The sequence below is a fragment of the Pseudomonas sp. genome, assembly GCF_049590575.1.
Taxonomy (GTDB): Bacteria; Pseudomonadota; Gammaproteobacteria; order Pseudomonadales; family Pseudomonadaceae; genus Aquipseudomonas.
In genome coordinates, this window is record NZ_JBAWDE010000221.1 from 26,506 (window position 1) to 49,783 (window position 23,278).

At 60.1% G+C, this 23,278-nt stretch carries 21 protein-coding genes; 5 read left to right on the plus strand and 16 right to left on the minus strand.

Annotated features, from left to right (window positions below; genetic code table 11):
- Position 1: 1 nt before the first annotated feature.
- From rnhB to rpsB, 15 genes are all read right to left on the minus strand, one after another.
- A complete protein-coding gene (gene rnhB, locus WBR57_RS14810; RefSeq protein WP_424084453.1) occupies positions 2 to 634 on the minus strand; it encodes a ribonuclease HII in 633 nt (210 codons plus the stop codon).
- A complete protein-coding gene (gene lpxB, locus WBR57_RS14815; RefSeq protein ID WP_424084454.1) occupies positions 631 to 1,770 on the minus strand; it encodes a lipid-A-disaccharide synthase in 1,140 nt (379 codons plus the stop codon). Before lpxB ends, rnhB begins: the two co-directional genes overlap by 4 nt.
- A gap of 2 nt (positions 1,771 to 1,772) precedes the next feature.
- Positions 1,773 to 2,549, minus strand: a complete 777-nt coding sequence (lpxA, locus tag WBR57_RS14820) for an acyl-ACP--UDP-N-acetylglucosamine O-acyltransferase (protein WP_424084455.1) — start codon at positions 2,547 to 2,549, stop codon at positions 1,773 to 1,775.
- The gene (gene fabZ, locus WBR57_RS14825) at positions 2,546 to 2,986 is read right to left on the minus strand and encodes a 3-hydroxyacyl-ACP dehydratase FabZ (protein ID WP_003172281.1); all 441 of its coding nucleotides are present in this window, start codon (positions 2,984 to 2,986) and stop codon (positions 2,546 to 2,548) included. Before fabZ ends, lpxA begins: the two co-directional genes overlap by 4 nt.
- Before the next feature lie 111 nt (positions 2,987 to 3,097).
- A complete protein-coding gene (gene lpxD, locus WBR57_RS14830) occupies positions 3,098 to 4,153 on the minus strand; it encodes a UDP-3-O-(3-hydroxymyristoyl)glucosamine N-acyltransferase (protein WP_424084456.1) in 1,056 nt (351 codons plus the stop codon).
- A gap of 3 nt (positions 4,154 to 4,156) precedes the next feature.
- Positions 4,157 to 4,660: an OmpH family outer membrane protein gene (locus WBR57_RS14835; RefSeq protein WP_003189173.1), complete on the minus strand. Its 504-nt coding sequence runs from the start codon at positions 4,658 to 4,660 to the stop codon at positions 4,157 to 4,159.
- A gap of 45 nt (positions 4,661 to 4,705) precedes the next feature.
- Positions 4,706 to 7,093, minus strand: a complete 2,388-nt coding sequence (gene bamA, locus WBR57_RS14840; RefSeq protein WP_424084457.1) for an outer membrane protein assembly factor BamA — start codon at positions 7,091 to 7,093, stop codon at positions 4,706 to 4,708.
- A 74-nt stretch (positions 7,094 to 7,167) separates the two neighbouring features.
- Complete coding sequence (gene rseP, locus WBR57_RS14845) at positions 7,168 to 8,520, minus strand: sigma E protease regulator RseP (RefSeq protein WP_424084458.1); 1,353 nt, start codon at positions 8,518 to 8,520, stop codon at positions 7,168 to 7,170.
- 53 nt (positions 8,521 to 8,573) lie between these two features.
- Positions 8,574 to 9,764, minus strand: coding sequence for a 1-deoxy-D-xylulose-5-phosphate reductoisomerase (gene ispC, locus WBR57_RS14850; RefSeq protein ID WP_424084459.1), 1,191 nt, complete (start codon positions 9,762 to 9,764; stop codon positions 8,574 to 8,576).
- Positions 9,761 to 10,570 (minus strand): phosphatidate cytidylyltransferase, encoded by an 810-nt coding sequence (locus tag WBR57_RS14855; RefSeq protein ID WP_424084460.1) that lies wholly within the window; start codon positions 10,568 to 10,570, stop codon positions 9,761 to 9,763. The genes ispC and WBR57_RS14855 overlap by 4 nt, the downstream gene beginning before the upstream one ends.
- Positions 10,570 to 11,325 carry a polyprenyl diphosphate synthase gene (uppS, locus tag WBR57_RS14860; RefSeq protein ID WP_116628370.1) on the minus strand — a complete coding sequence of 252 codons (756 nt, stop codon included), beginning with the start codon at positions 11,323 to 11,325 and terminating at the stop codon, positions 10,570 to 10,572. Before uppS ends, WBR57_RS14855 begins: the two co-directional genes overlap by 1 nt.
- 17 nt (positions 11,326 to 11,342) lie before the next feature.
- Positions 11,343 to 11,900: a ribosome recycling factor gene (gene frr, locus WBR57_RS14865; RefSeq protein ID WP_016974404.1), complete on the minus strand. Its 558-nt coding sequence runs from the start codon at positions 11,898 to 11,900 to the stop codon at positions 11,343 to 11,345.
- Entirely contained in the window at positions 11,897 to 12,640 is a 744-nt protein-coding gene (gene pyrH / locus WBR57_RS14870; RefSeq protein ID WP_003189161.1) for a UMP kinase, read from the minus strand. Before pyrH ends, frr begins: the two co-directional genes overlap by 4 nt.
- A gap of 212 nt (positions 12,641 to 12,852) precedes the next feature.
- A complete protein-coding gene (gene tsf / locus WBR57_RS14875) occupies positions 12,853 to 13,716 on the minus strand; it encodes a translation elongation factor Ts (protein ID WP_424084461.1) in 864 nt (287 codons plus the stop codon).
- Between the two features lie 203 nt (positions 13,717 to 13,919).
- The gene (gene rpsB / locus WBR57_RS14880) at positions 13,920 to 14,657 is read right to left on the minus strand and encodes a 30S ribosomal protein S2 (RefSeq protein ID WP_003219330.1); all 738 of its coding nucleotides are present in this window, start codon (positions 14,655 to 14,657) and stop codon (positions 13,920 to 13,922) included.
- A 385-nt stretch (positions 14,658 to 15,042) separates the two neighbouring features.
- On the opposite strand from rpsB, the gene map reads away from it, so the two are divergent.
- The 3 genes from map to dapC all read left to right on the plus strand — a co-directional run bounded on the left by map (position 15,043) and on the right by dapC (position 19,936).
- On the plus strand, positions 15,043 to 15,825 hold the full coding sequence (gene map, locus WBR57_RS14885; protein WP_424084462.1) for a type I methionyl aminopeptidase: 783 nt from the start codon (positions 15,043 to 15,045) through the stop codon (positions 15,823 to 15,825).
- Between the two features lie 66 nt (positions 15,826 to 15,891).
- Positions 15,892 to 18,594: a [protein-PII] uridylyltransferase gene (locus WBR57_RS14890; RefSeq protein WP_424084463.1), complete on the plus strand. Its 2,703-nt coding sequence runs from the start codon at positions 15,892 to 15,894 to the stop codon at positions 18,592 to 18,594.
- A 142-nt stretch (positions 18,595 to 18,736) separates the two neighbouring features.
- Positions 18,737 to 19,936, plus strand: a complete 1,200-nt coding sequence (gene dapC, locus WBR57_RS14895; protein ID WP_424084464.1) for a succinyldiaminopimelate transaminase — start codon at positions 18,737 to 18,739, stop codon at positions 19,934 to 19,936.
- Positions 19,937 to 19,948: 12 nt separating this feature from the next.
- Here dapC and WBR57_RS14900 read toward each other — a convergent pair whose 3' ends face one another.
- The gene (locus WBR57_RS14900) at positions 19,949 to 21,592 is read right to left on the minus strand and encodes a Na+/H+ antiporter (protein WP_424084465.1); all 1,644 of its coding nucleotides are present in this window, start codon (positions 21,590 to 21,592) and stop codon (positions 19,949 to 19,951) included.
- Between the two features lie 213 nt (positions 21,593 to 21,805).
- Here WBR57_RS14900 and WBR57_RS14905 point away from each other — a divergent pair, with 213 nt between their 5' ends.
- Together WBR57_RS14905 and dapD are read left to right on the plus strand one after the other, a co-directional pair.
- On the plus strand, positions 21,806 to 22,168 hold the full coding sequence (locus tag WBR57_RS14905) for an ArsC family reductase (protein WP_424084466.1): 363 nt from the start codon (positions 21,806 to 21,808) through the stop codon (positions 22,166 to 22,168).
- Between the two features lie 32 nt (positions 22,169 to 22,200).
- Complete coding sequence (dapD, locus tag WBR57_RS14910; protein ID WP_424084467.1) at positions 22,201 to 23,235, plus strand: 2,3,4,5-tetrahydropyridine-2,6-dicarboxylate N-succinyltransferase; 1,035 nt, start codon at positions 22,201 to 22,203, stop codon at positions 23,233 to 23,235.
- Positions 23,236 to 23,278: the final 43 nt, after the last annotated feature.

Below are 23,278 nucleotides of genomic sequence, written 5' to 3' on the forward strand. Positions count from 1 at the left end.
GCTAAACCTCGATGAGGCTCTCGCGCAGCTCGTAAGCCTGGCGTACCGGGGCGAACGAGCGGCGGTGGATCGGCGTGGGGCCGAGGCGCGCGAGGGCTTCCAGATGAACGGGCGTTGGGTAGCCTTTATGGCCGCCAATACCGTAGCCGGGGTAGATCAATTCGAAAGCCGCCATTTCACGGTCACGGCTGACTTTGGCCAGGATCGATGCGGCGGCAATCGCAGGCACCTTGCTATCGCCCTTGACCACCGCTTCCGCCGGCATGCTCAGCTTGGGGCAACGGTTGCCGTCGATCATGGCTATTTTCGGCGTGATGTGCAGACCTTCTACTGCGCGCTGCATGGCCAGCATGGTCGCGTGCAGGATGTTCAATTCGTCGATTTCTCCGACTTCGGCCCGCGCGATATGCCAGCTCAGGGCCTTTTCACAGATCTCGTCGTAGAGTTTTTCACGGCGCGCCTCGGTGAGTTTCTTCGAGTCGTTGAGGCCGAGGATCGGGCGGCTCGGGTCGAGGATCACCGCCGCTGTCACCACCGCTCCACACAGCGGGCCACGCCCGACTTCGTCAACGCCGGCCACCAGCTCGTGGGCCTGCGCGACCAGGCTGAAATCCAGGCCCATTTGCTTGCTCATAACGCGTCCTGTTTATGGCCGATCAAGGTCAACACGGCATCCGCAGCCTGGTTCGAGGCATCACGCCGCAGGGTGCGGTGGATGTCGTCAAAACCACGGGTCTGCTCTTCGCCGCCGTCGATCAAGGGTAGTAGAGTTTGCGCGAGCGCTTCGGGCGTCGCATCGTCCTGCAACAACTCCGGCACCAGCAGGCGCTGGGCCAGCAGGTTGGGCAAGGAGATGTAAGGGCTCTTGACCATGCGCTTGAGAATCCAGAACGTCAGCGGCGCGAGGCGATAGGCCACGACCATTGGGCGCTTGTACAGCAGGGCCTCCAGGGTGGCAGTGCCCGACGCGATCAGCACCGCATCACAGGCCGCCAGGGCCCGGTGCGACTGACCGTCAAGCAGGGTCAACGGCAGGTTGCGGCCTTCGAGCAGGGTTTCGATCTGCGCGCGGCGTTGCGGGCTGGCGCAGGGCAATACGAAACGCACGCCCGGCTTCAAAACCTGAAGACGTTCGGCGGCATCGAAAAACACGCTGGCCAGCCGGCCGACTTCACCGCCTCGACTGCCGGGCATCAGCGCCACGAGCGGCCCGTCAGGCAAGCCCAATTCGGCACGCGCGGCGGCGCGATCAGCCTGCAACGGAATGGTGTCGGCCAGGGTATGCCCGACAAACCGCACCGGCACACCCTTTTCTTCGTAGAACCTGGCCTCGAACGGCAACAGGGTCAGCATCAGGTCGCAGCCTTCGCGAATCTTGAGCACACGCTTCTGCCGCCACGCCCACACGGACGGGCTGACGTAGTGCACGGTCTTGATCCCGGCCTGACGCAACTTGAGTTCGATATTAAGGGTGAAGTCCGGGGCGTCGATTCCGATAAAGACGTCAGGCTTTTCTTCGATAAGTGTCTGAATCAGCAGCTTGCGGCGAGCCAACAGCTCACGCAGGCGACCCAGCACCTCGACCAGCCCCATGACCGACAGGCGCTCCATGGGGAAGTAGGACGTGAGGCCTTCGGCCTGCATCAGTGGGCCACCCACGCCGATAAACTCTACGGCAGGGTGCTGGGCCTTGAGAGCCCGCATGAGACCTGCGCCCAGAATATCGCCGGAAGCTTCTCCGGCCACCAGCGCGATACGCAGACTGGCCATGATCAGCGGGTGATGCCGCGAGTCGACGCCTGGATCGAGTCACGGAACACCGCGACTTCCGGGAACAGCGTTGCCGACTCGGTCAGTTGGGTCAATGCCTGATCCACCGTCAACCCCTGGCGGTAAACCACCTTGTAGGCACGGCGCAGGGCATGGATCGCTTCTTCGCTGAAGCCACGACGGCGCATGCCCTCGAAGTTCATGCTACGGGCTTCGGCGGGGTTGCCGAACACCGTGACGAATGCCGGAACGTCCTTGCCGATGGCGGTGCCCATGCCGGAAAAGCTGTGGGCGCCGATATGGCAATACTGATGCACCAGGGTGAAACCGGACAGGATCGCCCAATCGTCAACGTGCACATGGCCGGCCAACGCGGTGTTGTTGACCAGGATGCAGTGGTTGCCGATCACGCTGTCGTGGCCGATATGGGCATAGGCCATGACCAGGTTGTGATCACCCAGGGTGGTCTCGGCCCGATCCTGCACGGTGCCACGGTGAATGGTCACGCCTTCACGGATGATGTTGTGATCACCGATTACCAGGCGCGTTTCTTCCCCCTTGTACTTCATGTCCGGGGTGTCTTCGCCTACCGAGGAAAACTGGTAGATAAGGTTGTGCTTGCCAATGCGGGTCGGACCTTTAAGGATCACGTGCGGCCCGATGACAGTCCCCTCGCCGATTTCCACACCTGCGCCGATGATCGACCAGGGGCCGACCTCAACGTCGGCGGCCAGTACGGCCGACGGATCGATGATTGCGCGAGGGTCAATCAAACTCATAGTTTGCGTTCCGCACAGATGATCTCGGCGGAGCATACCGGCTTGCCGTCCACCGAAGCCTGGCATTCAAACTTCCAGATCTGGCGCTTGCAGCTGATGAACTTGGCTTCCAGGATCAACTGGTCACCTGGGGTGACGGGGTTGCGGAAACGCAACTTGTCGGAACCCACGAAATAGTAAAGCGTGCCATCGGCAGGCTTGAGGTCGAGCATTTTGAAACCAAGGATACCGGCAGCCTGGGCCATCGCTTCAATGATCAACACGCCCGGCATGATGGGATGCGCGGGAAAGTGACCGTTGAAGAACGGTTCGTTGATGCTGACATTCTTGTAGGCACGAATGCGCTTTTCCTCAACATTGAGGTCCACTACACGGTCCACCAGCAGGAACGGGTAACGGTGAGGCAGGTATTCGCGAATCTCGTTGATGTCCATCATTTCGGGGGGAAGCCTGTAATAAAGATTGGGGGCGGGCGGACGAAAAGCACGCCCCGCTAGCAAATCAAGGAGGCAGTCTATCGGCTGAACACACTTGATATGGAAATGGTATCAGCCTTCTGATGAAGCATTACCGCCAGGGGTCACGTCTCCAACACGCTTTTCCAGCTGTTTGAGGCGTCGAGCCATGTCGTCGAGCTGCCTCAACCGTGCTGCACTCTTGCGCCATTCAGCTGCGGGCTGCATGGCGGTGCCGGAAGAATAGGCGCCCGGCTCGGTAATGGAGTGGGTCACCATGGTCATGCCGGTGATGAATACGTTGTCGCAAACTTCAATATGCCCCACCAGCCCTACGCCACCGGCGAGCATGCAATGCTTGCCGATTTTGGTACTGCCGGAGATACCGACACACGCCGCCATGGCGGTGTGATCGCCAATCTGTACGTTGTGGGCGATCTGGATCTGGTTATCAAGCTTGACTCCGTTACCGATCACGGTATCGGCCAGGGCCCCGCGATCAACAGCGGTATTGACGCCGATTTCCACGTCGTCGCCGATCAGTACGCCACCGACCTGGGCAATCTTGTTCCAGATGCCTTTGGACTGTGCAAAGCCGAAGCCTTCGCCACCGATCACGGCACCCGATTGAATCACCACGCGCTCACCGATACGCACATCGTGGTACAGGGTCACGCGGGGGGCCAACCAACCATCCGCACCGATTTCGCAGCGCGCGCCGATAAAGCAATGCGCGCCGACCGTTACACCGGCGGCGATGCGTGCGCCACTCTCGATCACCGCAAAGGCGCCGACGCTGGCCGCAGGATCAACCTGAGCATCGTCGGCAATGACGGCTGATGGATGAACACCCGCCGTCGCCTTTGGTTTCGGATCGAACAGATGCGACACGCGGGCATACGCCAGGTACGGGTCGGGCACCACCAGCGCATCCCCGGCAAACCCTTCGGCGTCAGCGGCTTTCAGCAACACGGCTGCGGCTTGGCTGTCGAGCAGGTATTTACGGTATTGGGGGTTTGCGAGGAAGCTCAACTGAGCTGGGCCAGCCTCCTGCAAGGTGGCTAGCCCAGTAATTTCTTTCTCCGAGGAGCCACGTAACGTGGCCCCGAGGAACTCGGCCAACTCGCCGAGCTTGATAGTCGCGGTCATGGCTTACTTCAGCTGGTTCATGCGCTCGATCACCTGGCGGGTGATGTCGTATTGAGGCTTGACGTCGATGACGGCGCCACGCTCGAACACCAGGTCAAAGGCACCTTTCTTGATGACTTCTTCCACGGCGCTGTCGAGTTTAGGCTTCAGCTGCTTGAGCATTTCACGGTCGGCAACAGCCTTGGCTTCGTTCAGCTCCTTGGATTGGAACTGGTAGTCACGGGCCTTTTGCTTGAATTCAAGCTCCAGACGCTCGCGCTCGCCTTGCTGCATCTTGTCGCCACCGGCTACCAGACGATCCTGGATGCCTTTGGCACTGCTTTCCAGGGTTTTCAGCTTGGTCAGTTGCGGACCGAATTTTTTCTCGGCATCTACCGCGTAGCGCTTGGCTGCGTCGGATTCGAGCAATGCCATCTGATAGTTCAGAACGGCGATTTTCATCTCGGCGAAGGCCGGGGTGGTTACCAGCACGGTGGCCAGCAGAACCAATTGAGTCAACTTACGCACGATGTACTCCTACAGAATCCGTTGTCGTTATCTTGGGTCAGACGCTTAGAACGTCTGGCCGAGGGAGAATTGGAAAATCTGGGTTTCAGCGTTATCCGGTTTCTTGATCGGCATGGCCAGAGCAAAGCTCAATGGGCCCAGCGCAGTCACCCAAGTCACACCCACACCCACGGAGCTTGCCAGGTTACTGAGGCTAACATCGTTGCACTCGGTATTGGACTTCACGCCGCTCGGGTTGCGGATCTGCTCGCACTTGGAGTCGAACACGTTACCCACGTCCCAGAATACCGAAGTACGCAGTGAACGCTGATCCTTGACGAACGGCAGCGGGAACAGAATCTCCGCACCACCCTGGATCAACACGTTACCACCGAACGGCAGCGGGTCGTCGTCGGAGTCCGCCACGGTGCCTTGGTTACCGGTTACGCCAACACCACGGCTCGGGGTACCACGTGGGCCGAGGGTGCTGTCTTTGAAACCACGTACGGAGTTAAAGCCACCCGCGTAGTAGTTCTCGTAGAACGGCAGGCCGTTGGTGGAACCATAACCATCGCCATAACCCAGTTCAGTGTGCAGGCGCATGGTGTAGTTGTCGCTCAACGGCGTGAACAGCTGGCCACGGTAGTCGAGTTTGAAGAACGACAGGTCGCTGCCCGGCGTGGTGGTTTCCAGGGTCAGGCTCTGGGAGTGACCACGGGTAGCCAGTACGCCTTTGTTAAGGGTCGACTCGGACCAGCCGGCAGACGCCTTGAAGTTCAGGAACTTGTCACCTTCACGACGGGTGAAGTCGAAGATCTCATCCACGGTGTACACACCGGTCTTGATCTCATCCTGTTGCGCGGTCAGGCCGAACGTCAGGCGCGAGGTCTCGCTGATCGGGTAACCGATGTTCACACCGGCGCCGAGGCTGTCGATCGCATAGCTTGCAACGTCAACGTCGAGGTCTTTGTAGTCGGTGGTGCGGTAGAAGGCGTTGTAGCCCAGGCTCACACCGTCTGCAGTCCAGTAGGGGTCGGTATAACCGAAGTTATATCGGCTCTGGTATTCGCTTCGGGTCAGGCCGATGGACACACGGTTACCGGTACCGAGGAAGTTGTTCTGGGTGATCGAACCACCAAGGATCAGGCCGGCGCTCTGGGCGAAACCGACGCTGGCGGTGATCGAGCCCGACGCTTGCTCTTCTACGGCGTAGTTCACGTCGACCTGGTCATCCACGCCCGGTACGGCCGGGGTCTCGACGTTGACTTCTTTAAAGAAGCCCAGGCGCTCAAGACGGGTCTTGGACTGGTCGATCAGGTAAGTCGACGCCCAGCCACCTTCCATCTGACGCATTTCACGGCGCAGCACTTCGTCGGCGGACTTGGTGTTGCCACGGAAGTTGATACGGTTGACGTAGGCACGCTTGCCCGGGTCGACGACAAAGGTGATGTCCACAGTGTGGTCATCATCGTGCGGGGTCGGCACGCCGTTGACGTTGGCGAAGGTATAGCCTTCGTTACCCAGGCGGCGGGTGATCAGTTCGGACGTGGTGGTCATCAGCTTGCGCGAGAACACCTGGTCCTTCTGCACCAGCAGCAGGGCCTTGACCTGGTCTTCAGGGACTTTCAGGTCGCCGCTCAGCTTGACGTCGCGAACCTTGTACTTCTCGCCTTCGTTAACGTTGACGGTGATGTAGACGTGCTTCTTGTCCGGGGTGATGGACACCTGGGTCGAAGCGATATCCATGTTGATATAGCCACGGTCCAGGTAGTAGGAACGCAGACGCTCCAGGTCACCGGAGAGTTTTTCACGGGCGTACTTGTCATCGTTCTTGAAGAACGACAGCCAGTTGGTGGTTTTCAGCTCGAACAGGTCGATCAGGTCGTCATCAGCAAACTTGGTATTGCCTACCACGTTGATGTGCTGAATCGCCGCCACGGTGCCTTCGTTGATGTTGACCTTGAGGCCGACACGGTTACGAGGCTGCGGGACCACTTCGGTTTCCACGGTCGCGGAGTAGCGGCCCTGGGCAACGTACTGGCGCTGCAGCTCGTTACGTACACCCTCAAGGGTGGCGCGCTGGAAGATTTCGCCCTCGGCCAGGCCGGATTGTTTCAAGCCTTTCATCAAGTCTTCAGTGGAGATCGCTTTGTTGCCTTCGATCTCGATACTGGCGACAGAAGGTCGCTCGACCACGGTGATAACCAGGACGTTGCCTTCGCGACCCAGTTGGATGTCTTGAAAGAAACCGGTTTTGAACAGCGCACGAGTGGATTCTACCAGGCGACGGTCATCAGCCTGTTCACCAACGTTCAACGGCAAAGCACCAAAGACGCTACCCGCGGAAACCCGCTGGAGGCCATTGACGCGAATATCGGAGATGGTGAAGGACTCGGCGTGAACTTCGGCGATCATCAATACGGTGAGAACCGCAGTTAGCAGCAGACGTTTCATGAAGTCCTTTCTTATTCCAACTGGCAATAAACAAACTGCCGCAAAATGCGGCAGATTCGCAATTCAGCGAAGCGTTACAGTCGACCCAGATCGTTGACAAGGGCTAACAACATCACCCCGACCACCAAACTGATACCGATCTGTATCCCCCAACCCTGCACCCGATCCGACAAGGGGCGACCACGCACCCACTCGACCAGATAAAACAACAGATGCCCCCCATCCAATACTGGAATGGGCAGCAAATTCAGAACACCCAGGCTAATACTCAGATAAGCCAGGAAATTCAGGAAATCCGCGACACCCGACTGGGCAGAAGCGCCCGCCACTTTAGCAATGGTTATCGGTCCACTCAAGTTTTTTACCGAGAGCTCGCCGAACAACATTTTCTTGAGCGATTCGAGGGTCAGTACACTCATGGTCCAAGTGCGTTTTGCACCCTCGCCAATCGCGGCCAACGGCCCGTAGCTGACCTCACGCACCATCGATGGCGGCCAATCGACACCTTTGACGCCGGCACCCAGGTAACCCCCGGCCGCCTTGGCCTCCCCGCGTACCGACAAGGTCACGGGGACCTCGATTTGAGCACCGTCGCGCTCAACTTTCAGCACAATTTTGGTATCAGGACGTACACGTACCAGATCGACCACCTGCTGCCAGTCGCCCAGCGACTGCCCATCAAGGGCCAGCAGGCGATCGCCGGCTTTCAGGCCTGCGGCCTGGGCCGGGCCTTTCGGATCCAGCTCGGCGAGCACCGGCGGCAACGCCGGACGCCACGGACGGATGCCAAGGGACTTGATCGGATCAGGCTCGTCAGCCCCCTTCAGCCAATGGTCAAGGGCCAGCTCACGCGGGGTTTCGGTGGTGGAATCCTGATCGCGCACCACGACATTGACGGTGCCGCTCTCGCCCAGACGACGAACCAGCTGCAAATTGACTGCGCCCCAGCCTGTGGTCGGCTCGCCATCAATCGAAACAATTTCCTGGCCGGCAACCAGCCCTGCCTTGGCCGCCATGCTGTCCGCCTCGACCGCGCCGATAACCGGACGCACCTGCTGGCTGCCAAGCATGGCCAGAACCCAGAAAAACACCATCGCCAACAGGAAGTTGGCAATCGGGCCTGCGGCTACAATCGCGATACGCTGACGAACGGTCTTGCGATTGAAGGACTGATCCAACTGGTCAGCCGGCACTTCGCCCTCGCGCTCGTCGAGCATCTTGACGTAACCACCCAATGGGATGGCCGCAATCACGAACTCGGTGCCACGGCGATCGTGCCAGCGCAGCAACGGCATGCCGAAACCGACGGAAAAGCGCAATACCTTGACGCCGCAACGACGCGCGACCCAGAAGTGGCCGAATTCGTGGAAGGTAACCAGCACACCCAGAGCAACCAGGGTGCCGACAATCATGTAAAGCGCACTCATCTAATTTCTCCGCATTCCAATCCAGTGCCTGAAGGCTCAAGCGCGCCCACAAACTAACGCGCGTTGCGGTTCAACCAGTGTTCGGCCAGCGTCCGGGCCTTGGTATCCGCCTCGAACACTGCCCCCAGATCATTGACTGCCACTACAGGCTCAAGCCCCAAAACGTCTTCGATGATACTCGCGATCTGCGGAAAACGGATGCGCCGCTCGAGAAACGCAGCCACAGCCACTTCATTGGCCGCGTTAAGCATCGCCGGCGCACTGTTACCCGCCTCCGCCGCTTGCCGCGCCAGGCGCAGACACGGAAACCGCTGCTCGTCCGGCGCTTCGAAGTCCAGCCGCGCAATCGCGAACAGGTCCAGGGGCGCCACGCCGGAATCAATCCGCTCCGGCCAGGCCAGGGCGTTGGCGATCGGCGTGCGCATATCAGGGTTGCCTAACTGCGCCAATACCGAACCGTCCACGTAGTCGACCAGCGAATGGATCACACTTTGCGGGTGAATCACCACTTCGACCTGCTCAGGCCGCGCATCGAACAACCAGCACGCCTCGATCAACTCCAGGCCTTTGTTCATCATGCTCGCCGAATCGACGGAAATCTTGCGCCCCATAGACCAGTTCGGATGCGCGCAGGCCTGGTCGGGCGACACATGCTCAAGCTCAGCCAACGGCGTCTGCCGGAAAGGCCCACCGGAGGCCGTCAGCAGAATCCGGCGCACACCAACCTGGCTCAGGCCGCGGGCAAAGTCACCGGGCATGCACTGGAAGATTGCATTGTGTTCGCTGTCGAGTGGCAGCAGCACAGCACCGCTTTTGCGCACCGCCTGCATAAAGAGCGCACCGGACATCACCAGCGCTTCTTTATTGGCCAGCAGGATCTTTTTGCCGGCGTCGACGGCGGCCAAGGTAGGGCGCAGGCCCGCAGCGCCGACGATCGCAGCCACCACGGTATCGACCTCGGCGTCCGCCGAGACCTGGCACAACCCCTCCTCCCCCACCAGCACTTGAGTGGCCAGCCCGGCAGCCCGCAGGTCATCCTGCAGGCCGCGCGCCGCGCCAGCCTCAGGCACCACGGCAAAACGCGGCGCGTGGCGTACGCACAAGGCCAGCAGTTCGCTCAGGCGAGTGAAGCCGGTCAGGGCGAAAACCTGATAGCGGTCCGGGTGGCGAGCGATCACATCCAGGGTGCTCAACCCTACCGAGCCGGTTGCACCCAGCACAGTAACCTGCTGCAGCCGACTCACGAAGCAGTCATCCACAACAGCACGGCAAAGATCGGAATGGCCGCGGTGAGGCTGTCGATACGGTCCAGCACACCGCCGTGACCTGGCAGCAGGTTGCTGCTGTCCTTGATCCCGGCCTGGCGCTTGAACATGCTTTCGGTGAGGTCACCCACCACCGAAATGAACACCACAATGGCGGTACCCAGCAGGGCCAGCAGGATTTGCTGCACAGACCAGTCACGCACCACACCCACCACCAGCGTGATCAACAACGTCAACGCCAAGCCGCCGTACACGCCTTCCCAGCTCTTGCCTGGGCTGACGGCAGGGGCCAGCTTGCGCTTGCCGAATGCACGACCGGAGAAATAGGCACCGATATCAGCGCCCCACACCAGCACCATGACAGCCATGATCAGCCAATTGCCCATCGGGGCATTCTTGATCTCGACCAAGCCTTGCCAGGCCGGCAGCAGAACCAACAGGCCAATCACCAATTTGCTGGCAACACTGGACCAATGCCCGCTGGTGCGCGGATAAGTCAGCACGAGGAAGGTCGCGAGCGCCCACCACAGCACCGCCGCACCCAACACCCAGGGCACCACAATGCTGGACAAGGTATGCATCAGGAACAGCAACAGCGCGACCACGGCGGCATACACCACTCGCGGCAACTGCGCATTGAAACCGGCCAGACGCGCCCATTCCCAGGCACCGAGGGTCACCACCAGGCCAATAAACAGCGCAAAGCCGGAACCTTCGAGCAGGAAAAACCCGCACAAGGCGATCGGCAACAGGATCAGGGCTGTGATGATTCGTTGTTTAAGCATTAAACCCGGGCTCCAGCTTCGATCTGCTCGCTCGTTTTACCGAAACGACGCTGACGGGAAGCGAAATCGGCCAGCGCAGTGCGCATGGCATCGTGTTTGAAGTCCGGCCAGAACAGGTCGGAGAAGTACAGTTCGGTGTAAGCCAGCTGCCACAGCAGGAAGTTGCTGATGCGGTGCTCGCCACCGGTACGGATGCACAAGTCCGGCAACGGCAGGTCGCCGGTGACCAGGCAGGTTTGCAACAGTTCGGGCGTGATGTCGTCGGGTCGCAGATGCCCGGCCTGCACTTCGCGGGCCAGCCGCTGTGCCGCCTGGGCGATATCCCACTGGCCGCCGTAGTTGGCCGCAATCTGCAGCACAAAACGGTTGGCGCCGGCGGTGATGGCCTCGGCTTCGCGCATGGCCGCCTGCAGCTCAGGATGGAACCGCGAGCGATCGCCAATGATACGCAGGCTGATGTTGTTGTCGTTGAGACGCTTGGCCTCACGACGCAGGGCCTTGAAGAACAGGTCCATCAAGGCACTGACTTCTTCGGCCGGGCGCTGCCAGTTCTCACTGGAGAAGGCAAACAAGGTCAGCACTTCGACCTTGGCCTCGGCGCACACCTCAATCACCGCCCGTACCGCATCGACACCCGCTTTATGCCCGGCAACACCCGGCATAAAGCGTTTCTTCGCCCAGCGATTATTCCCATCCATGATGATCGCGACATGGCGCGGCACCACAGAGGGTACAGTCTGCTTGGTCTTTTCCATGAAGGCGTCCTGACCCCTTATACGGCCATCAGGTCCTTTTCTTTTTCCTCGGTGGCCTTGGTGATCTGGGCCTCGGCATCTTTGGTCAGCTTGTCGATATCGGCGACGGCACGGCGCTCTTCGTCTTCGCTGATTTCTTTGTCCTTGACCAGCTTCTTCAGGTCACCCAAGGCATCACGACGGATGTTGCGCACGGCAACGCGCGCGTCTTCAGCCGCGCTGCGCGCCTGCTTGGTGAAGCCCTTGCGGGTTTCCTCAGTCAGTGCCGGCATGGAGATCAGCAGCAGCTCACCCAGGTTGGTCGGGTTGAGGTTCAGGCCGGCGCTCTGGATGGCTTTGTCGACGGCGGCAAGCATGTTGCGCTCGAAGGCCACGACTTGCAGGGTGCGCGAATCTTTTACGGTAACGTTGGCTACGCCGCTCAGCGGGGTGTCGGCACCGTAGTAAGGCACCATGACGCTACCCAGAATGCTCGGGTGCGCTTTACCGGTACGAATCTGGCCGAACGCATGGCTCAGCGATTCGAGGGATTTCTGCATACGCGCTTGGGCGTCTTTCTTGATTTCGTTGATCATTGTTGGCCTTCCTCGATCAGAGTCCCTTCTGCGCCGCCGTGTACGATATTCAGCAGGGCGCCGGGCTTGTTCATGTTAAATACGCGCAGCGGCATCTTATGGTCGCGGCACAGACAAATTGCCGTCAGGTCCATCACACCCAGCTTGCGATCCAGCACTTCATCGTAGGTCAGATGATCGAACTTCTCGGCATGCGGGTCTTTGAATGGATCTGCGGTGTACACGCCATCCACCTTGGTGGCCTTGAGCACCACGTCGGCATCGATCTCGATGGCACGCAGGCAAGCCGCCGAGTCGGTGGTGAAGAACGGGTTACCAGTGCCGGCAGCAAAGATCACCACCTCTTTGGAGTTCAGGTGGCGCATGGCTTTGCGGCGATCATAGTGATCGGTCACGCCAACCATGGAAATAGCCGACATCACGATAGCCGAGATATTGGCACGCTCCAGGGCGTCACGCATCGCCAGGGCGTTCATCACAGTGGCCAGCATGCCCATGTGGTCGCCAGTCACCCGATCCATGCCGGCTGCACTCAGTGCCGCGCCGCGGAACAGGTTGCCACCGCCGATCACCAGGCCGACCTGCACGCCGATACCGACCAGTTGGCCGACTTCCAGCGCCATGCGATCAAGCACCTTGGGATCGATCCCGAACTCTTCCGAGCCCATCAGGGCCTCGCCGCTAAGCTTGAGTAGAATGCGTTTATAGCGAGCCTGATAACCACTGCCCTGCTGAGCCATTGCGAATCTCTCCTGCGGCGTATTTTTTAAAAAATTCTTGGCGAGCCGTTTACGGCTTGCGTTCACTCTAGCTGGACGCTGTCACAGCGCCATCGGAACACGGCTTTGTAAGCCAGTTCCGGGGGTAAGCCAAATAAAATCGGCCATCCCATTTGAAAAGAGGCTGCGCGCGTGAGCGGGCAGCCTCTTTCGGGCGACAGTTGGAAACCGTCTTATTGCTTGGCGGCAGCCAGCTGGGCAGCAACTTCTTCAGCGAAGTTGTCGACCGGCTTCTCGATGCCTTCGCCTACTTTGTAGTAAGTGAAGGAAACGATTTCAGCACCGGCTTTCTTGGCCAGTTCGCCAACCTTGATTTCAGGGTTCTTGACAAACGCCTGCTCAACCAGGCTCGCCTCAGCCAGGAACTTGCTGATACGGCCTTTGATCATGTTTTCAACGATGTTTTCCGGCTTGCCGGCGATTTTGTCAGCGTTCAAGCTCAGGAACACGGCTTTTTCGCGCTCGATTGCTTCAGCAGACACTTCCGATGGCAGCAGGAACTCAGGGTTGCTGGCTGCTACGTGCATGGCGATGTCTTTAGCCAGCTCAACGTCGCCGCCTTTCAGAACAACCGCTACACCGATTTTGTTGCCGTGCAGGTAACCGCCAACCACATCGCCTTCAACGCGAGTCAGGCGACGGATGTTGACGTTTTCGCCAACCTTGCCGACCAGTACCAGACGATCAGCTTCTTGAGCTTCGATCAGCGGCTCAACGGTAGTCAGCTTGTCGTCGAAGGCTTTCTTGACGCTGGCAGCAACGAATGCCTTGAAGTCGTCTTGCAGAGCGAGGAAGTCGGTCTGCGAGTTCACTTCCAGCAGAACGGCGGCTTTGCCGTCTTCAACCAGAGCGATAGCGCCTTCAGCAGCAACGTTGCCTGCTTTCTTGGCAGCCTTGATGGCGCCCGAAGCACGCATGTCATCAATGGCTTTTTCGATGTCGCCGCCGGCCTTGGTCAAGGCCTTTTTGCAATCCATCATGCCTTCGCCGGTGCGCTCACGCAGTTCTTTAACCAACGCTGCAGTAATCTCTGCCATTTCAAAATCCTCTTGGATAGGTTTTCAACCATTCCACCCGATCAAACGGGCGATCAATTCTTCCCGAATCACCCTTGTAGGCCGCTGCACGTTACAGTCGCTAGGTTGCGCTGCCGCAAGCGGGAGCCGACAAATGGTTTTCGAGGTGGCAAAAAGGGGGCCAAGCCCCCTTTTTGCTTACTGAGTCAACGCCAGGGCGTCAATTACTCAGCGGCAGCTACCGGAGCTTCTTCAACGAACTGCTCGGTACCACCAGCAACGTGGTTGCGACCACGGATTACAGCGTCAGCCATCGAACCCATGTACAGCTGGATAGCGCGGATTGCGTCATCGTTGCCTGGGATGATGTAGTCAACGCCTTCCGGGCTGCTGTTGGTATCGACTACGCCGATAACAGGGATGCCCAGCTTGTTGGCTTCGGTGATCGCGATGCGCTCGTGATCAACGTCGATAACGAACAGTGCGTCAGGCAGACCGCCCATGTCCTTGATACCACCCAGGGAACGATCGAGCTTTTCCAGGTCGCGAGTGCGCATCAGCGCCTCTTTCTTGGTCAGCTTGGCGAAAGTACCGTCTTCGGCTTGCACTTCAAGGTCACGCAGACGCTTGATGGAAGCACGGATGGTTTTGAAGTTGGTCAGCATGCCGCCCAACCAGCGGTGATCGACGTACGGCGAACCGCAACGTGCTGCTTCTTCAGCAACGATCTTGCCAGCGGAACGCTTGGTGCCGACGAACAGAATCTTGTTTTTGCCCTGGGCCAGGCGCTCTACGAAGGTCAGCGCTTCGTTGAACATTGGCAGGGTTTTTTCAAGGTTGATAATGTGAATCTTGTTACGCGCGCCGAAAATGTACTTACCCATTTTCGGGTTCCAGTAACGGGTCTGGTGACCGAAGTGCACACCGGCCTTCAGCATATCGCGCATGTTGACTTGGGACATGATAGTTCCTTAATAAGTCGGGTTTGGCCTCCACGTATCCCAATGACCAACCAGCGGCATTCGCCTCCGGCACCCAGGTCATCGTGTCGACACGTGTGTGGATTTAAGCTTCGCGGGGTATCCCCGGAAAGCGGCGCATTTTATACCATACGAAGGCAGAAAACGGAACACGCAATCACATCGGGTGTGCGCGGCGCTCACGCAACCCGTTGAATAGAGCCGACTTGGCCCCACCTTATAGAGAGAAGCGATGATCAGACGCTCATGATTTGCCGCCATCGTCTGTTAGAATCGCGTTTTTTGGGGCTTGTGCGGATTCTGCAACCTTTTGTCGCACGCCCGTAAACCGTATTGATTTCAGCGCGTCGCGCTAGAGAGAGCCCGTATGACCGTTAGCTTGAAAACCGCCGAAGACATCGCTGGCATGCGCATCGCCGGCAAACTGGCTGCCGACGTGCTGGAAATGATCGCCGAGCACGTCAAGCCCGGCATCACCACCGAAACCCTGAACCAGATCTGCCACGACTATATAGTCAACGTGCAAGGCGCCATCCCTGCACCGCTGAACTACAAGGGCTTTCCCAAGTCGATCTGCACCTCGGTCAACCACGTGGTCTGCCACGGGATTCCCGGCGATAAACCGTTGAAGGACGGCGACACCCTGAACATCGACGTGACCGTGATCAAGGACCGCTACTTCGGCGACACCAGCCGCATGTTCCACGTCGGCACCGTGCCGGTCTGGGCTGAGCGCCTGTCTCAGGTCACCCAGGAGTGCATGTACAAAGCCATCGAAATCGTCAAGCCTGGCTGCCGCCTCGGCGATATCGGTGAAGTCATCCAGAAGCACGCCGAAAAGAACGGCTTCTCGGTGGTCCGTGAGTTCTGCGGCCATGGCATCGGCACGGTGTTCCACGAAGAACCGCAGATCCTGCACTACGGCCGCGCCGGCACCGGCATGGAACTCAAGGCAGGCATGACCTTCACCATCGAGCCGATGATCAACCAGGGCAAGGCCGACACCAAGGTGCTGGGCGATGGCTGGACCGCCATCACCAAGGACCGCAAGCTCTCGGCCCAGTGGGAACACACCCTGCTGGTCACCGAAACCGGCTACGAAATCTTCACCCTGCGCGCCGACGACACCATCCCACGGGTTTCGGCGTAAAAAGGCTGCCAAGGTTTTCCCACACTGTGTTGTGACTGACTGATAGATAGAAAGGAAAGCCGATCGATGCCCCAGGTGGATCCCGAACTCTTCGACCGTGGCCAGTTCCAGGCCGAGCTGGCACTGAAGGCGAGCCCCATCGCCGCCTTCAAGAAGGCTATACGCCAGGCCCGCGAGGTGCTCGACGCGCGTTTTCGCAGCGGCCGCGACATCCGCCGACTGATCGAGGACCGCGCCTGGTTCGTCGATAACATCCTGCAAAAGGCCTGGGAACAGTTCAACTGGAGCGAAGACGCCGATATCGCCCTGGTGGCGGTCGGCGGCTACGGTCGCGGCGAGCTGCACCCCTACTCCGACATCGACCTGCTGATCCTGCTGGACAGCGCCGATCATGAGATCTTTCGCGATTCCATCGAGCGTTTTCTGACCCTGCTGTGGGACATCGGCCTGGAAGTCGGCCAGAGCGTACGCTCGGTGGACGAGTGCGCCGAAGAGGCCCGCGCCGACCTCACGGTGATCACCAACCTGATGGAAAGCCGCACCATCGCCGGCCCCGAGCGCCTGCGCCAGCGCATGCTGGAAGTCACCAGCACCGCGCACATGTGGCCGAGCAAGGAGTTCTTCCTGGCCAAGCGTGCCGAGCAGAAGGCCCGGCACCACAAGTACAACGACACCGAATACAACCTGGAACCCAACGTCAAAGGCTCGCCGGGCGGGTTGCGGGATATCCAGACGATTCTCTGGGTAGCGCGTCGCCAGTACGGCACCCTGAACCTGCGGGCCCTGGCCGGCGAAGGTTTCCTGGTAGAAAGTGAAAACGCCCTGCTGGCCTCGTCCCAGGAATTCCTGTGGAAAGTGCGCTACGCCCTGCACATGCTCGCCGGGCGCTCCGAAGACCGCCTGCTGTTCGACCACCAGCGCTCCATCGCCACCCTGCTGGGTTTTGAAGGCGAGGACGCGAAGACCAGCATCGAAAGCTTCATGCAGCAGTATTACCGGGTGGTCATGAGCATTGCCCAGCTCAGCGACCTGATCATCCAGCACTTCGAAGAAGTGATCCTAGCCCCCGAAGACGAGGCGCCGCCGCAGCCGATCAACTCGCGCTTCCAACTGCACGACGGCTATATCGAGGCGCGCAACGACAACGTATTCCGCCGTACGCCGTTCGCCATGCTGGAAATCTTCGTGCTGATGGCCCAGCAGCCGGAAATCAAAGGCGTGCGCGCCGATACCATTCGCCTGCTGCGGGAAAACCGGCACCTGATCGACGACGATTTCCGCAATGATATCCGCAACACCAGCCTGTTTATCGAGCTGTTCAAGTGCAAGATCGGCATCCACCGCAACCTGCGGCGCATGAACCGCTACGGCATTCTCGGGCGCTACCTGCCGGAGTTCGGCTTTATTGTCGGGCAGATGCAGCACGACCTGTTCCACATCTATACCGTGGACGCCCACACCCTGAACCTGATCAAGCACCTGCGTAAGTTGCAGTACACGCAGGTGTCAGAGAAATTCCCGCTGGCCAGTAAGCTGATGGCCAAGCTGCCCAAGCCGGAGCTGATCTACCTGGCCGGCCTGTACCACGACATCGGCAAAGGCCGGCATGGCGATCACTCGGAGATCGGCGCGGTCGATGCCGAGGCCTTCTGCCAGCGCCACCAGTTGCCTATGTGGGACAGCCGCCTGATCGTCTGGCTGGTGCAGAACCACTTGGTGATGTCCACTACCGCCCAGCGCAAAGACTTGTCCGACCCGCAGGTCATCCACGATTTCGCCGGGATCGTCGGCGATGAGACCCATCTGGACTACCTGTATGTGCTGACCGTTTCCGACATCAACGCCACCAACCCGACCCTGTGGAACTCGTGGCGTGCGAGCCTGCTGCGTCAGCTGTACACCGAGACCAAGCGCGCGCTGCGGCGTGGCCTGGAAAACCCGGTCGACCGCGAAGAACAGATCCGCCGCACCCAAAGCGCAGCCCTGGATATCCTGGTGCGCGGCGGCAACGACCCCGACGATGTCGAGCAACTCTGGTCGCAGCTGGGCGACGATTACTTCCTGCGCCACACCGCCGGCGATGTCGCCTGGCACACTGACGCCATCCTGCAGCAGCCCGCCGATGGCGGCCCGTTGGTGCTGATCAAGGAAACCACCCAGCGCGAATTCGAAGGCGGCACGCAGATTTTCATCTACGCCCCCGACCAGCACGATTTTTTCGCGGTGACCGTGGCTGCCATGGACCAGCTCAACCTGAACATCCATGACGCCCGGGTCATCACCTCGAGCAGCCAGTTCACCCTCGACACCTACATCGTGCTCGACACCGAAGGCGAGTCCATCGGCGACAACCCGGCGCGGGTGAAAAAGATCCGCGAAGGCCTGACCGAAGCGCTGCGTAACCCGGACGACTACCCGACCATCATCCAGCGTCGGGTGCCGCGCCAGCTCAAGCACTTTGCCTTTGCGCCCCAGGTGACCATTTCCAACGACGCCCAGCGCCCGGTGACCCTGCTGGAGCTCAGCGCCCCGGACCGTCCTGGCTTGCTGGCACGGATCGGCGGGATTTTCCTGGAATTCGACTTGTCGTTGCAGAACGCCAAGATCGCGACCCTCGGCGAGCGCGTGGAAGACGTGTTCTTCATTACCGATGCCGACAACCAGCCGCTGTCCGACCCTGAACTGTGCCAGCGTTTGCAGGAAGCCATCGTCCAGCAGTTGAGCGTCAACCAGGAAAGCGGCGTCGAACTCACACGCCTGACTATTTGATTATTTAACTTTGCAACCACGAGCCCTGTGGGAGCTGGCTTGCCTGCGATGCGGGCGCCACGGTGCCTCTGGCACACCGAGGTAATGCCATTGCAGGCAAGCCAGCGCTCCAGGGTCCGTGCCCACCGTGATTGAGGCTCTCATGAACAACGCCCTGAACCAGCTGCAACCTTACCCGTTCGAGAAATTGCGCGCCCTGCTGGGCAGCGTCACGCCGAACCCGGACAAGCGCCCGATTGCGCTGTCCATCGGCGAACCCAAGCACACCTCTCCGCAATTCGTGGCCGACGCCCTGGCCAACAATCTCGACCAGATGGCGGTGTACCCGACCACCCTGGGCATACCTGCGCTGCGCGAGGCCATCGGCACCTGGTGCGAACGCCGCTTCAACGTACCCAAGGGTTGGCTGGACCCGGCGCGCAATATCCTGCCGGTCAATGGCACCCGTGAAGCGCTGTTCGCCTTCACCCAGACCGTGGTCAACCGCGGCGACGATGCCTTGGTGGTCAGCCCCAACCCGTTCTATCAGATCTACGAAGGCGCCGCGTTCCTGGCCGGGGCCAAGCCGCACTATCTGCCGTGCCTGGACGAAAACGGCTTCAACCCGGATTTCGATGCAGTTTCTCCCGACATCTGGAAGCGTTGCCAGATCCTGTTCCTGTGCTCCCCCGGCAACCCCACAGGCGCGCTGATTCCGGTCGACACCCTGAAAAAACTGATCGCCTTGGCCGACGAATACGACTTCGTGATCGCCGCCGACGAGTGCTACAGCGAACTCTACTTCGACGAACAAACCCCACCGCCGGGCCTGCTCAGCGCCTGCGTCGAACTGGGTCGCCAGGACTTCAAACGCTGCGTGGTATTCCACAGCCTGTCCAAGCGTTCCAACCTGCCGGGCCTGCGCTCCGGGTTTGTGGCGGGCGACGCCGAAATCCTCAAGGCTTTCCTGCTGTACCGGACCTACCACGGCTGCGCAATGCCGGTGCAAACCCAGCTGGCCAGTATTGCCGCCTGGCAGGATGAAGCCCACGTGCAGGCCAACCGTGACCTCTATCGTGAAAAATTTGACGCGGTGCTGGCCATTCTCAAGCCAGTGCTGGATGTCCAAGCCCCGGATGGCGGCTTCTATCTGTGGCCGAACGTGAATGGCGACGACGCCGCCTTCTGCCGCGACCTCTTCGTGGAAGAACACGTGACCGTGGTGCCGGGCTCGTACCTGTCGCGGGAAGTCGACGGCACCAACCCCGGCGCCGGGCGCGTGCGCATGGCGCTGGTAGCGCCGTTGGCCGAATGTGTGGAAGCGGCTGAGCGGATTCGAGCGTTTATTCAGCGTCGCCGATAAACACCCGACGGGTCATTTCACATGACCCAGGTTGGCTTCACTCATATCCAGATCCGCCAATATCTCCCTCAACACGTCATCACCGATCTGGTGATGACGGCTCAGGCTGTACAACTCCAGACGCTGCGCGCGCAGGGCCTTGAGCCGCAGCTTGCGTTCAAGCTGGTCCATCTGCAGCGCCAGCGCCTGCGCTTCGGCCGAATCGTTGAACACGTCCAATTGATGACGGTATTCCGACATCAGCCGCGCCTTGAGCTCAGTGGCGAGCGCAGCCTGGGCGGCGTCCTGGGTTTCTGTTTCGGCGCTCTCTTCAGCCTCCAGGGCATGGATCGCGGCCACAGCGGTCTTTTTCCAGGCCTCGCGCACTTCGTTGTGGCGCTTTTCATCCGGGCTCTTTTCGATGCCGCGCAACAGCAGCGGCAAGGCGATGCAGGCGGCAACCAGCGAAAGGAGGATCACGCCGGCGGCGATGAAGATCAATAGGTCGCGCTCGGGGAAGTCTTGCCCCGGCGCCAGCAGTAATGGCACCGACATCACACCGGCCAAGGTCACGGCACCGCGCACGCCACCGACGGTCAGCAACCAGCAGGACCGCGCAGTGGGCACCATCGTCAGCTCACTTTTCCCACGAATACGGCGTAATAAACCCGACAGCCGCCAAATACTTTGCACCCAGATAAAGCGCAACACCACCAGCACCAGAAAGATCGCAATCACATCCAGGCAGCGATACAACAGGGTTGGCCAGAGTGTCGGCTCATGGCTGACCACGGCCTTGATGATGTCCGGCAACTGCAGGCCCAGCAGCAGGAAGATCAGGCCATTGAAGGCAAATTCCAGCAATGCCCAGACGCTGCGATTGAGCAAGCGTGTGCTCGTCTGGCGCGGCAGCAGGTCGAGCCAGCTTTGCATCATGCCCGCCGCGACTGCGGACAAAATGCCCGACGCACCCAGGCGTTCAGCCAGCACATAAGCGGCAAACGGCAGCAGCAACATGAACACCACATGGGTGGCCGGGTCGTCCCAGCCACGGGCAATCATCCATGCGCGCAGGCGCCCGACCAGCCAGCTCAAGGCCACACCCACGGCGAGGCCACCCACGGCCACCAGCACAAAGGTCAGGCTGGCGTCAGCCAGGGAGAACACCCCGGTCAACGCCGCTGCCAGGGCGAACTTGAAGGTCACCAGGCCCGACGCATCATTCATCAAGGCCTCGCCCTGGAGCATGTGCATCAGCGGCGTTGGCAATCGATTCTGGGAAATGGCCGACACCGCCACGGCGTCCGTCGGTGATAAAACAGCCGCCAGGGCGAAGGCAACCGGCAATGGGATTGTCGGCAGAATCCAATGAATGAAGTAACCGGCACCGACTACGGTGAACAGCACCAGCCCCACCGCCAGCGTCAGGATTGGCCCACGCAGGCGCCACAACTCGCGTTTGGGCATGCGCCAGCCATCGGAAAACAACAGAGGTGGCAGGAACAGAAACAGGAACAGCTCAGGATCCAGCGCTACGTGCAGCCCCAACGTGGGCCAGGCCAGCAAGGCGCCGGCGGCGATCTGCACCAGGGGCAACGGCAGAGGGATGACACGCCCGACAAGACGCGAAACGCTGACCAGCATCAGCAGGATAAGAACGGTGTAGGCGGTTTGCATAACGCGGGTTTCCCGGACAATCGACTTGCAACGACACACATCAGGCAACAACTGGCCTTTGAAGTGCCATATTACCCGGCTATGTTACTTGGCCAGGCGGCCCGCTGGCTTTTGCACAAAAGTCGCACGGTGCTGACGAGCGGCACCCAAAAGCGCTGGGCGTGGCATAATCCGTGACCTTTCAGTTTCATTGGTCCAAAGGGGGGCAATTCCTTGACCGCTTCAAGCAAAACGTTGCACCTTTTCGGCATCAAAGCCTGCGACACCATGAAAAAGGCGCGCACCTGGCTCGATGAGCAGGGTGTGAGCTATGAGTTCCACGACTACAAAACGGCCGGTATCGACCGCGAACACTTGACCCAATGGTGCAACGAGCACGGTTGGCAGGTGGTTTTGAACCGTGCGGGCACCACCTTTCGCAAACTCGAAGACGAACGCAAAGCCGATCTCGATCAGTCGAAAGCCATTGAATTGATGCTCGCACAACCCTCGATGATCAAGCGCCCGGTGCTGGATCTCGGTGACAGAACCCTGATTGGCTTCAAGCCAGATAGTTATTCGGCGGCCCTCAAGTAGGCCAGCCATTCCATTTTTGTAGAGGTAACAGCATGTCCAATTCCCTGTTCAGCCTGGGCTTCGGCGTCGGCACTCAGAACCGCCAAGGTGCTTGGCTGGAAGTGTTTTACGCACAACCCTTGCTCAACCCGTCGGCTGAAATCGTTGCCGCCATCGCACCGATCCTCGGCTACAGCGAAGGCAACCAGGCCATCACTTTCACCGTCACCCAGGCGCTGCAACTGGCTGACGCGCTTAAAGGCGTCGACGCTGCCCAGGCCGCGCTGCTCAGCCGCCTGGCCGAAAGCCATACGCCGCTGGTGGCAACCCTGCTGGCCGAAGACGCCGCACTGACCTCCACGCCTGAGGCCTACCTCAAGCTGCACCTGCTGTCCCATCGCCTGGTCAAGCCGCACGGCCTGAGCCTGGCCGGTGTGTTCCCGCAGCTGCCGAACGTGGCGTGGACCAGCCAGGGCGCGATCGACATCAACGAGCTGGCCGAACGCCAACTGGAAGCGCGCCTGCGTGGCGAGCTGCTGGAAGTGTTCTCGGTGGACAAGTTCCCGAAAATGACCGACTACGTGGTGCCGAGCGGCGTGCGTATCGCTGACGCGGCGCGTATCCGCCTGGGCGCCTACGTGGGCGAAGGCACCACCGTGATGCACGAAGGTTTCGTCAACTTCAACGCCGGCACCGAAGGCCCGGGCATGATCGAAGGCCGTGTATCGGCCGGCGTATTCGTGGGCAAGGGTTCGGATCTGGGCGGCGGTTGCTCCACCATGGGCACCCTGTCGGGCGGCGGCAACATCGTGATCAAGGTCGGCGAAGGCTGCCTGATCGGTGCCAACGCCGGTATCGGTATCCCGTTGGGCGACCGCAATACCGTGGAGTCGGGCCTGTACGTGACCGCCGGGACCAAGGTCGCGCTGCTGGACGAGCAGAACCAACTGGTCAAAGTGGTCAAGGCCCGCGAGCTGGCCGGCCAACCGGACCTGCTGTTCCGCCGCAACTCCGAAACCGGTGCCGTGGAGTGCAAAACCCACAAATCGGCCATCGAACTGAACGAAGCGCTGCACGCTCACAACTAAGCAGCCACTCGATGCCACTAGCGGGCCGCGCCATCAAAGGGCG

What these genes read in the sequence shown, in the direction of transcription:
- WBR57_RS14890 (WP_424084463.1), top strand. Translation starts at nt 15,892, where the DNA reads ATGCCCCAGGTGGATCCCGAACTCTTCGACCGTGGCCAGTTCCAGGCC.
- tsf (WP_424084461.1), bottom strand. Translation starts at nt 13,716, where the DNA reads ATGGCAGAGATTACTGCAGCGTTGGTTAAAGAACTGCGTGAGCGCACC.
- pyrH (WP_003189161.1), bottom strand. Translation starts at nt 12,640, where the DNA reads ATGGCTCAGCAGGGCAGTGGTTATCAGGCTCGCTATAAACGCATTCTA.
- lpxA (WP_424084455.1), bottom strand. Translation starts at nt 2,549, where the DNA reads ATGAGTTTGATTGACCCTCGCGCAATCATCGATCCGTCGGCCGTACTG.
- lpxD (WP_424084456.1), bottom strand. Translation starts at nt 4,153, where the DNA reads ATGACCGCGACTATCAAGCTCGGCGAGTTGGCCGAGTTCCTCGGGGCC.
- WBR57_RS14900 (WP_424084465.1), bottom strand. Translation starts at nt 21,592, where the DNA reads ATGCAAACCGCCTACACCGTTCTTATCCTGCTGATGCTGGTCAGCGTT.
- uppS (WP_116628370.1), bottom strand. Translation starts at nt 11,325, where the DNA reads ATGGAAAAGACCAAGCAGACTGTACCCTCTGTGGTGCCGCGCCATGTC.
- dapD (WP_424084467.1), top strand. Translation starts at nt 22,201, where the DNA reads ATGTCCAATTCCCTGTTCAGCCTGGGCTTCGGCGTCGGCACTCAGAAC.
- WBR57_RS14855 (WP_424084460.1), bottom strand. Translation starts at nt 10,570, where the DNA reads ATGCTTAAACAACGAATCATCACAGCCCTGATCCTGTTGCCGATCGCC.
- rpsB (WP_003219330.1), bottom strand. Translation starts at nt 14,657, where the DNA reads ATGTCCCAAGTCAACATGCGCGATATGCTGAAGGCCGGTGTGCACTTC.
- map (WP_424084462.1), top strand. Translation starts at nt 15,043, where the DNA reads ATGACCGTTAGCTTGAAAACCGCCGAAGACATCGCTGGCATGCGCATC.
- rseP (WP_424084458.1), bottom strand. Translation starts at nt 8,520, where the DNA reads ATGAGTGCGCTTTACATGATTGTCGGCACCCTGGTTGCTCTGGGTGTG.
- rnhB (WP_424084453.1), bottom strand. Translation starts at nt 634, where the DNA reads ATGAGCAAGCAAATGGGCCTGGATTTCAGCCTGGTCGCGCAGGCCCAC.
- dapC (WP_424084464.1), top strand. Translation starts at nt 18,737, where the DNA reads ATGAACAACGCCCTGAACCAGCTGCAACCTTACCCGTTCGAGAAATTG.
- fabZ (WP_003172281.1), bottom strand. Translation starts at nt 2,986, where the DNA reads ATGATGGACATCAACGAGATTCGCGAATACCTGCCTCACCGTTACCCG.
- lpxB (WP_424084454.1), bottom strand. Translation starts at nt 1,770, where the DNA reads ATGGCCAGTCTGCGTATCGCGCTGGTGGCCGGAGAAGCTTCCGGCGAT.
- frr (WP_016974404.1), bottom strand. Translation starts at nt 11,900, where the DNA reads ATGATCAACGAAATCAAGAAAGACGCCCAAGCGCGTATGCAGAAATCC.
- bamA (WP_424084457.1), bottom strand. Translation starts at nt 7,093, where the DNA reads ATGAAACGTCTGCTGCTAACTGCGGTTCTCACCGTATTGATGATCGCC.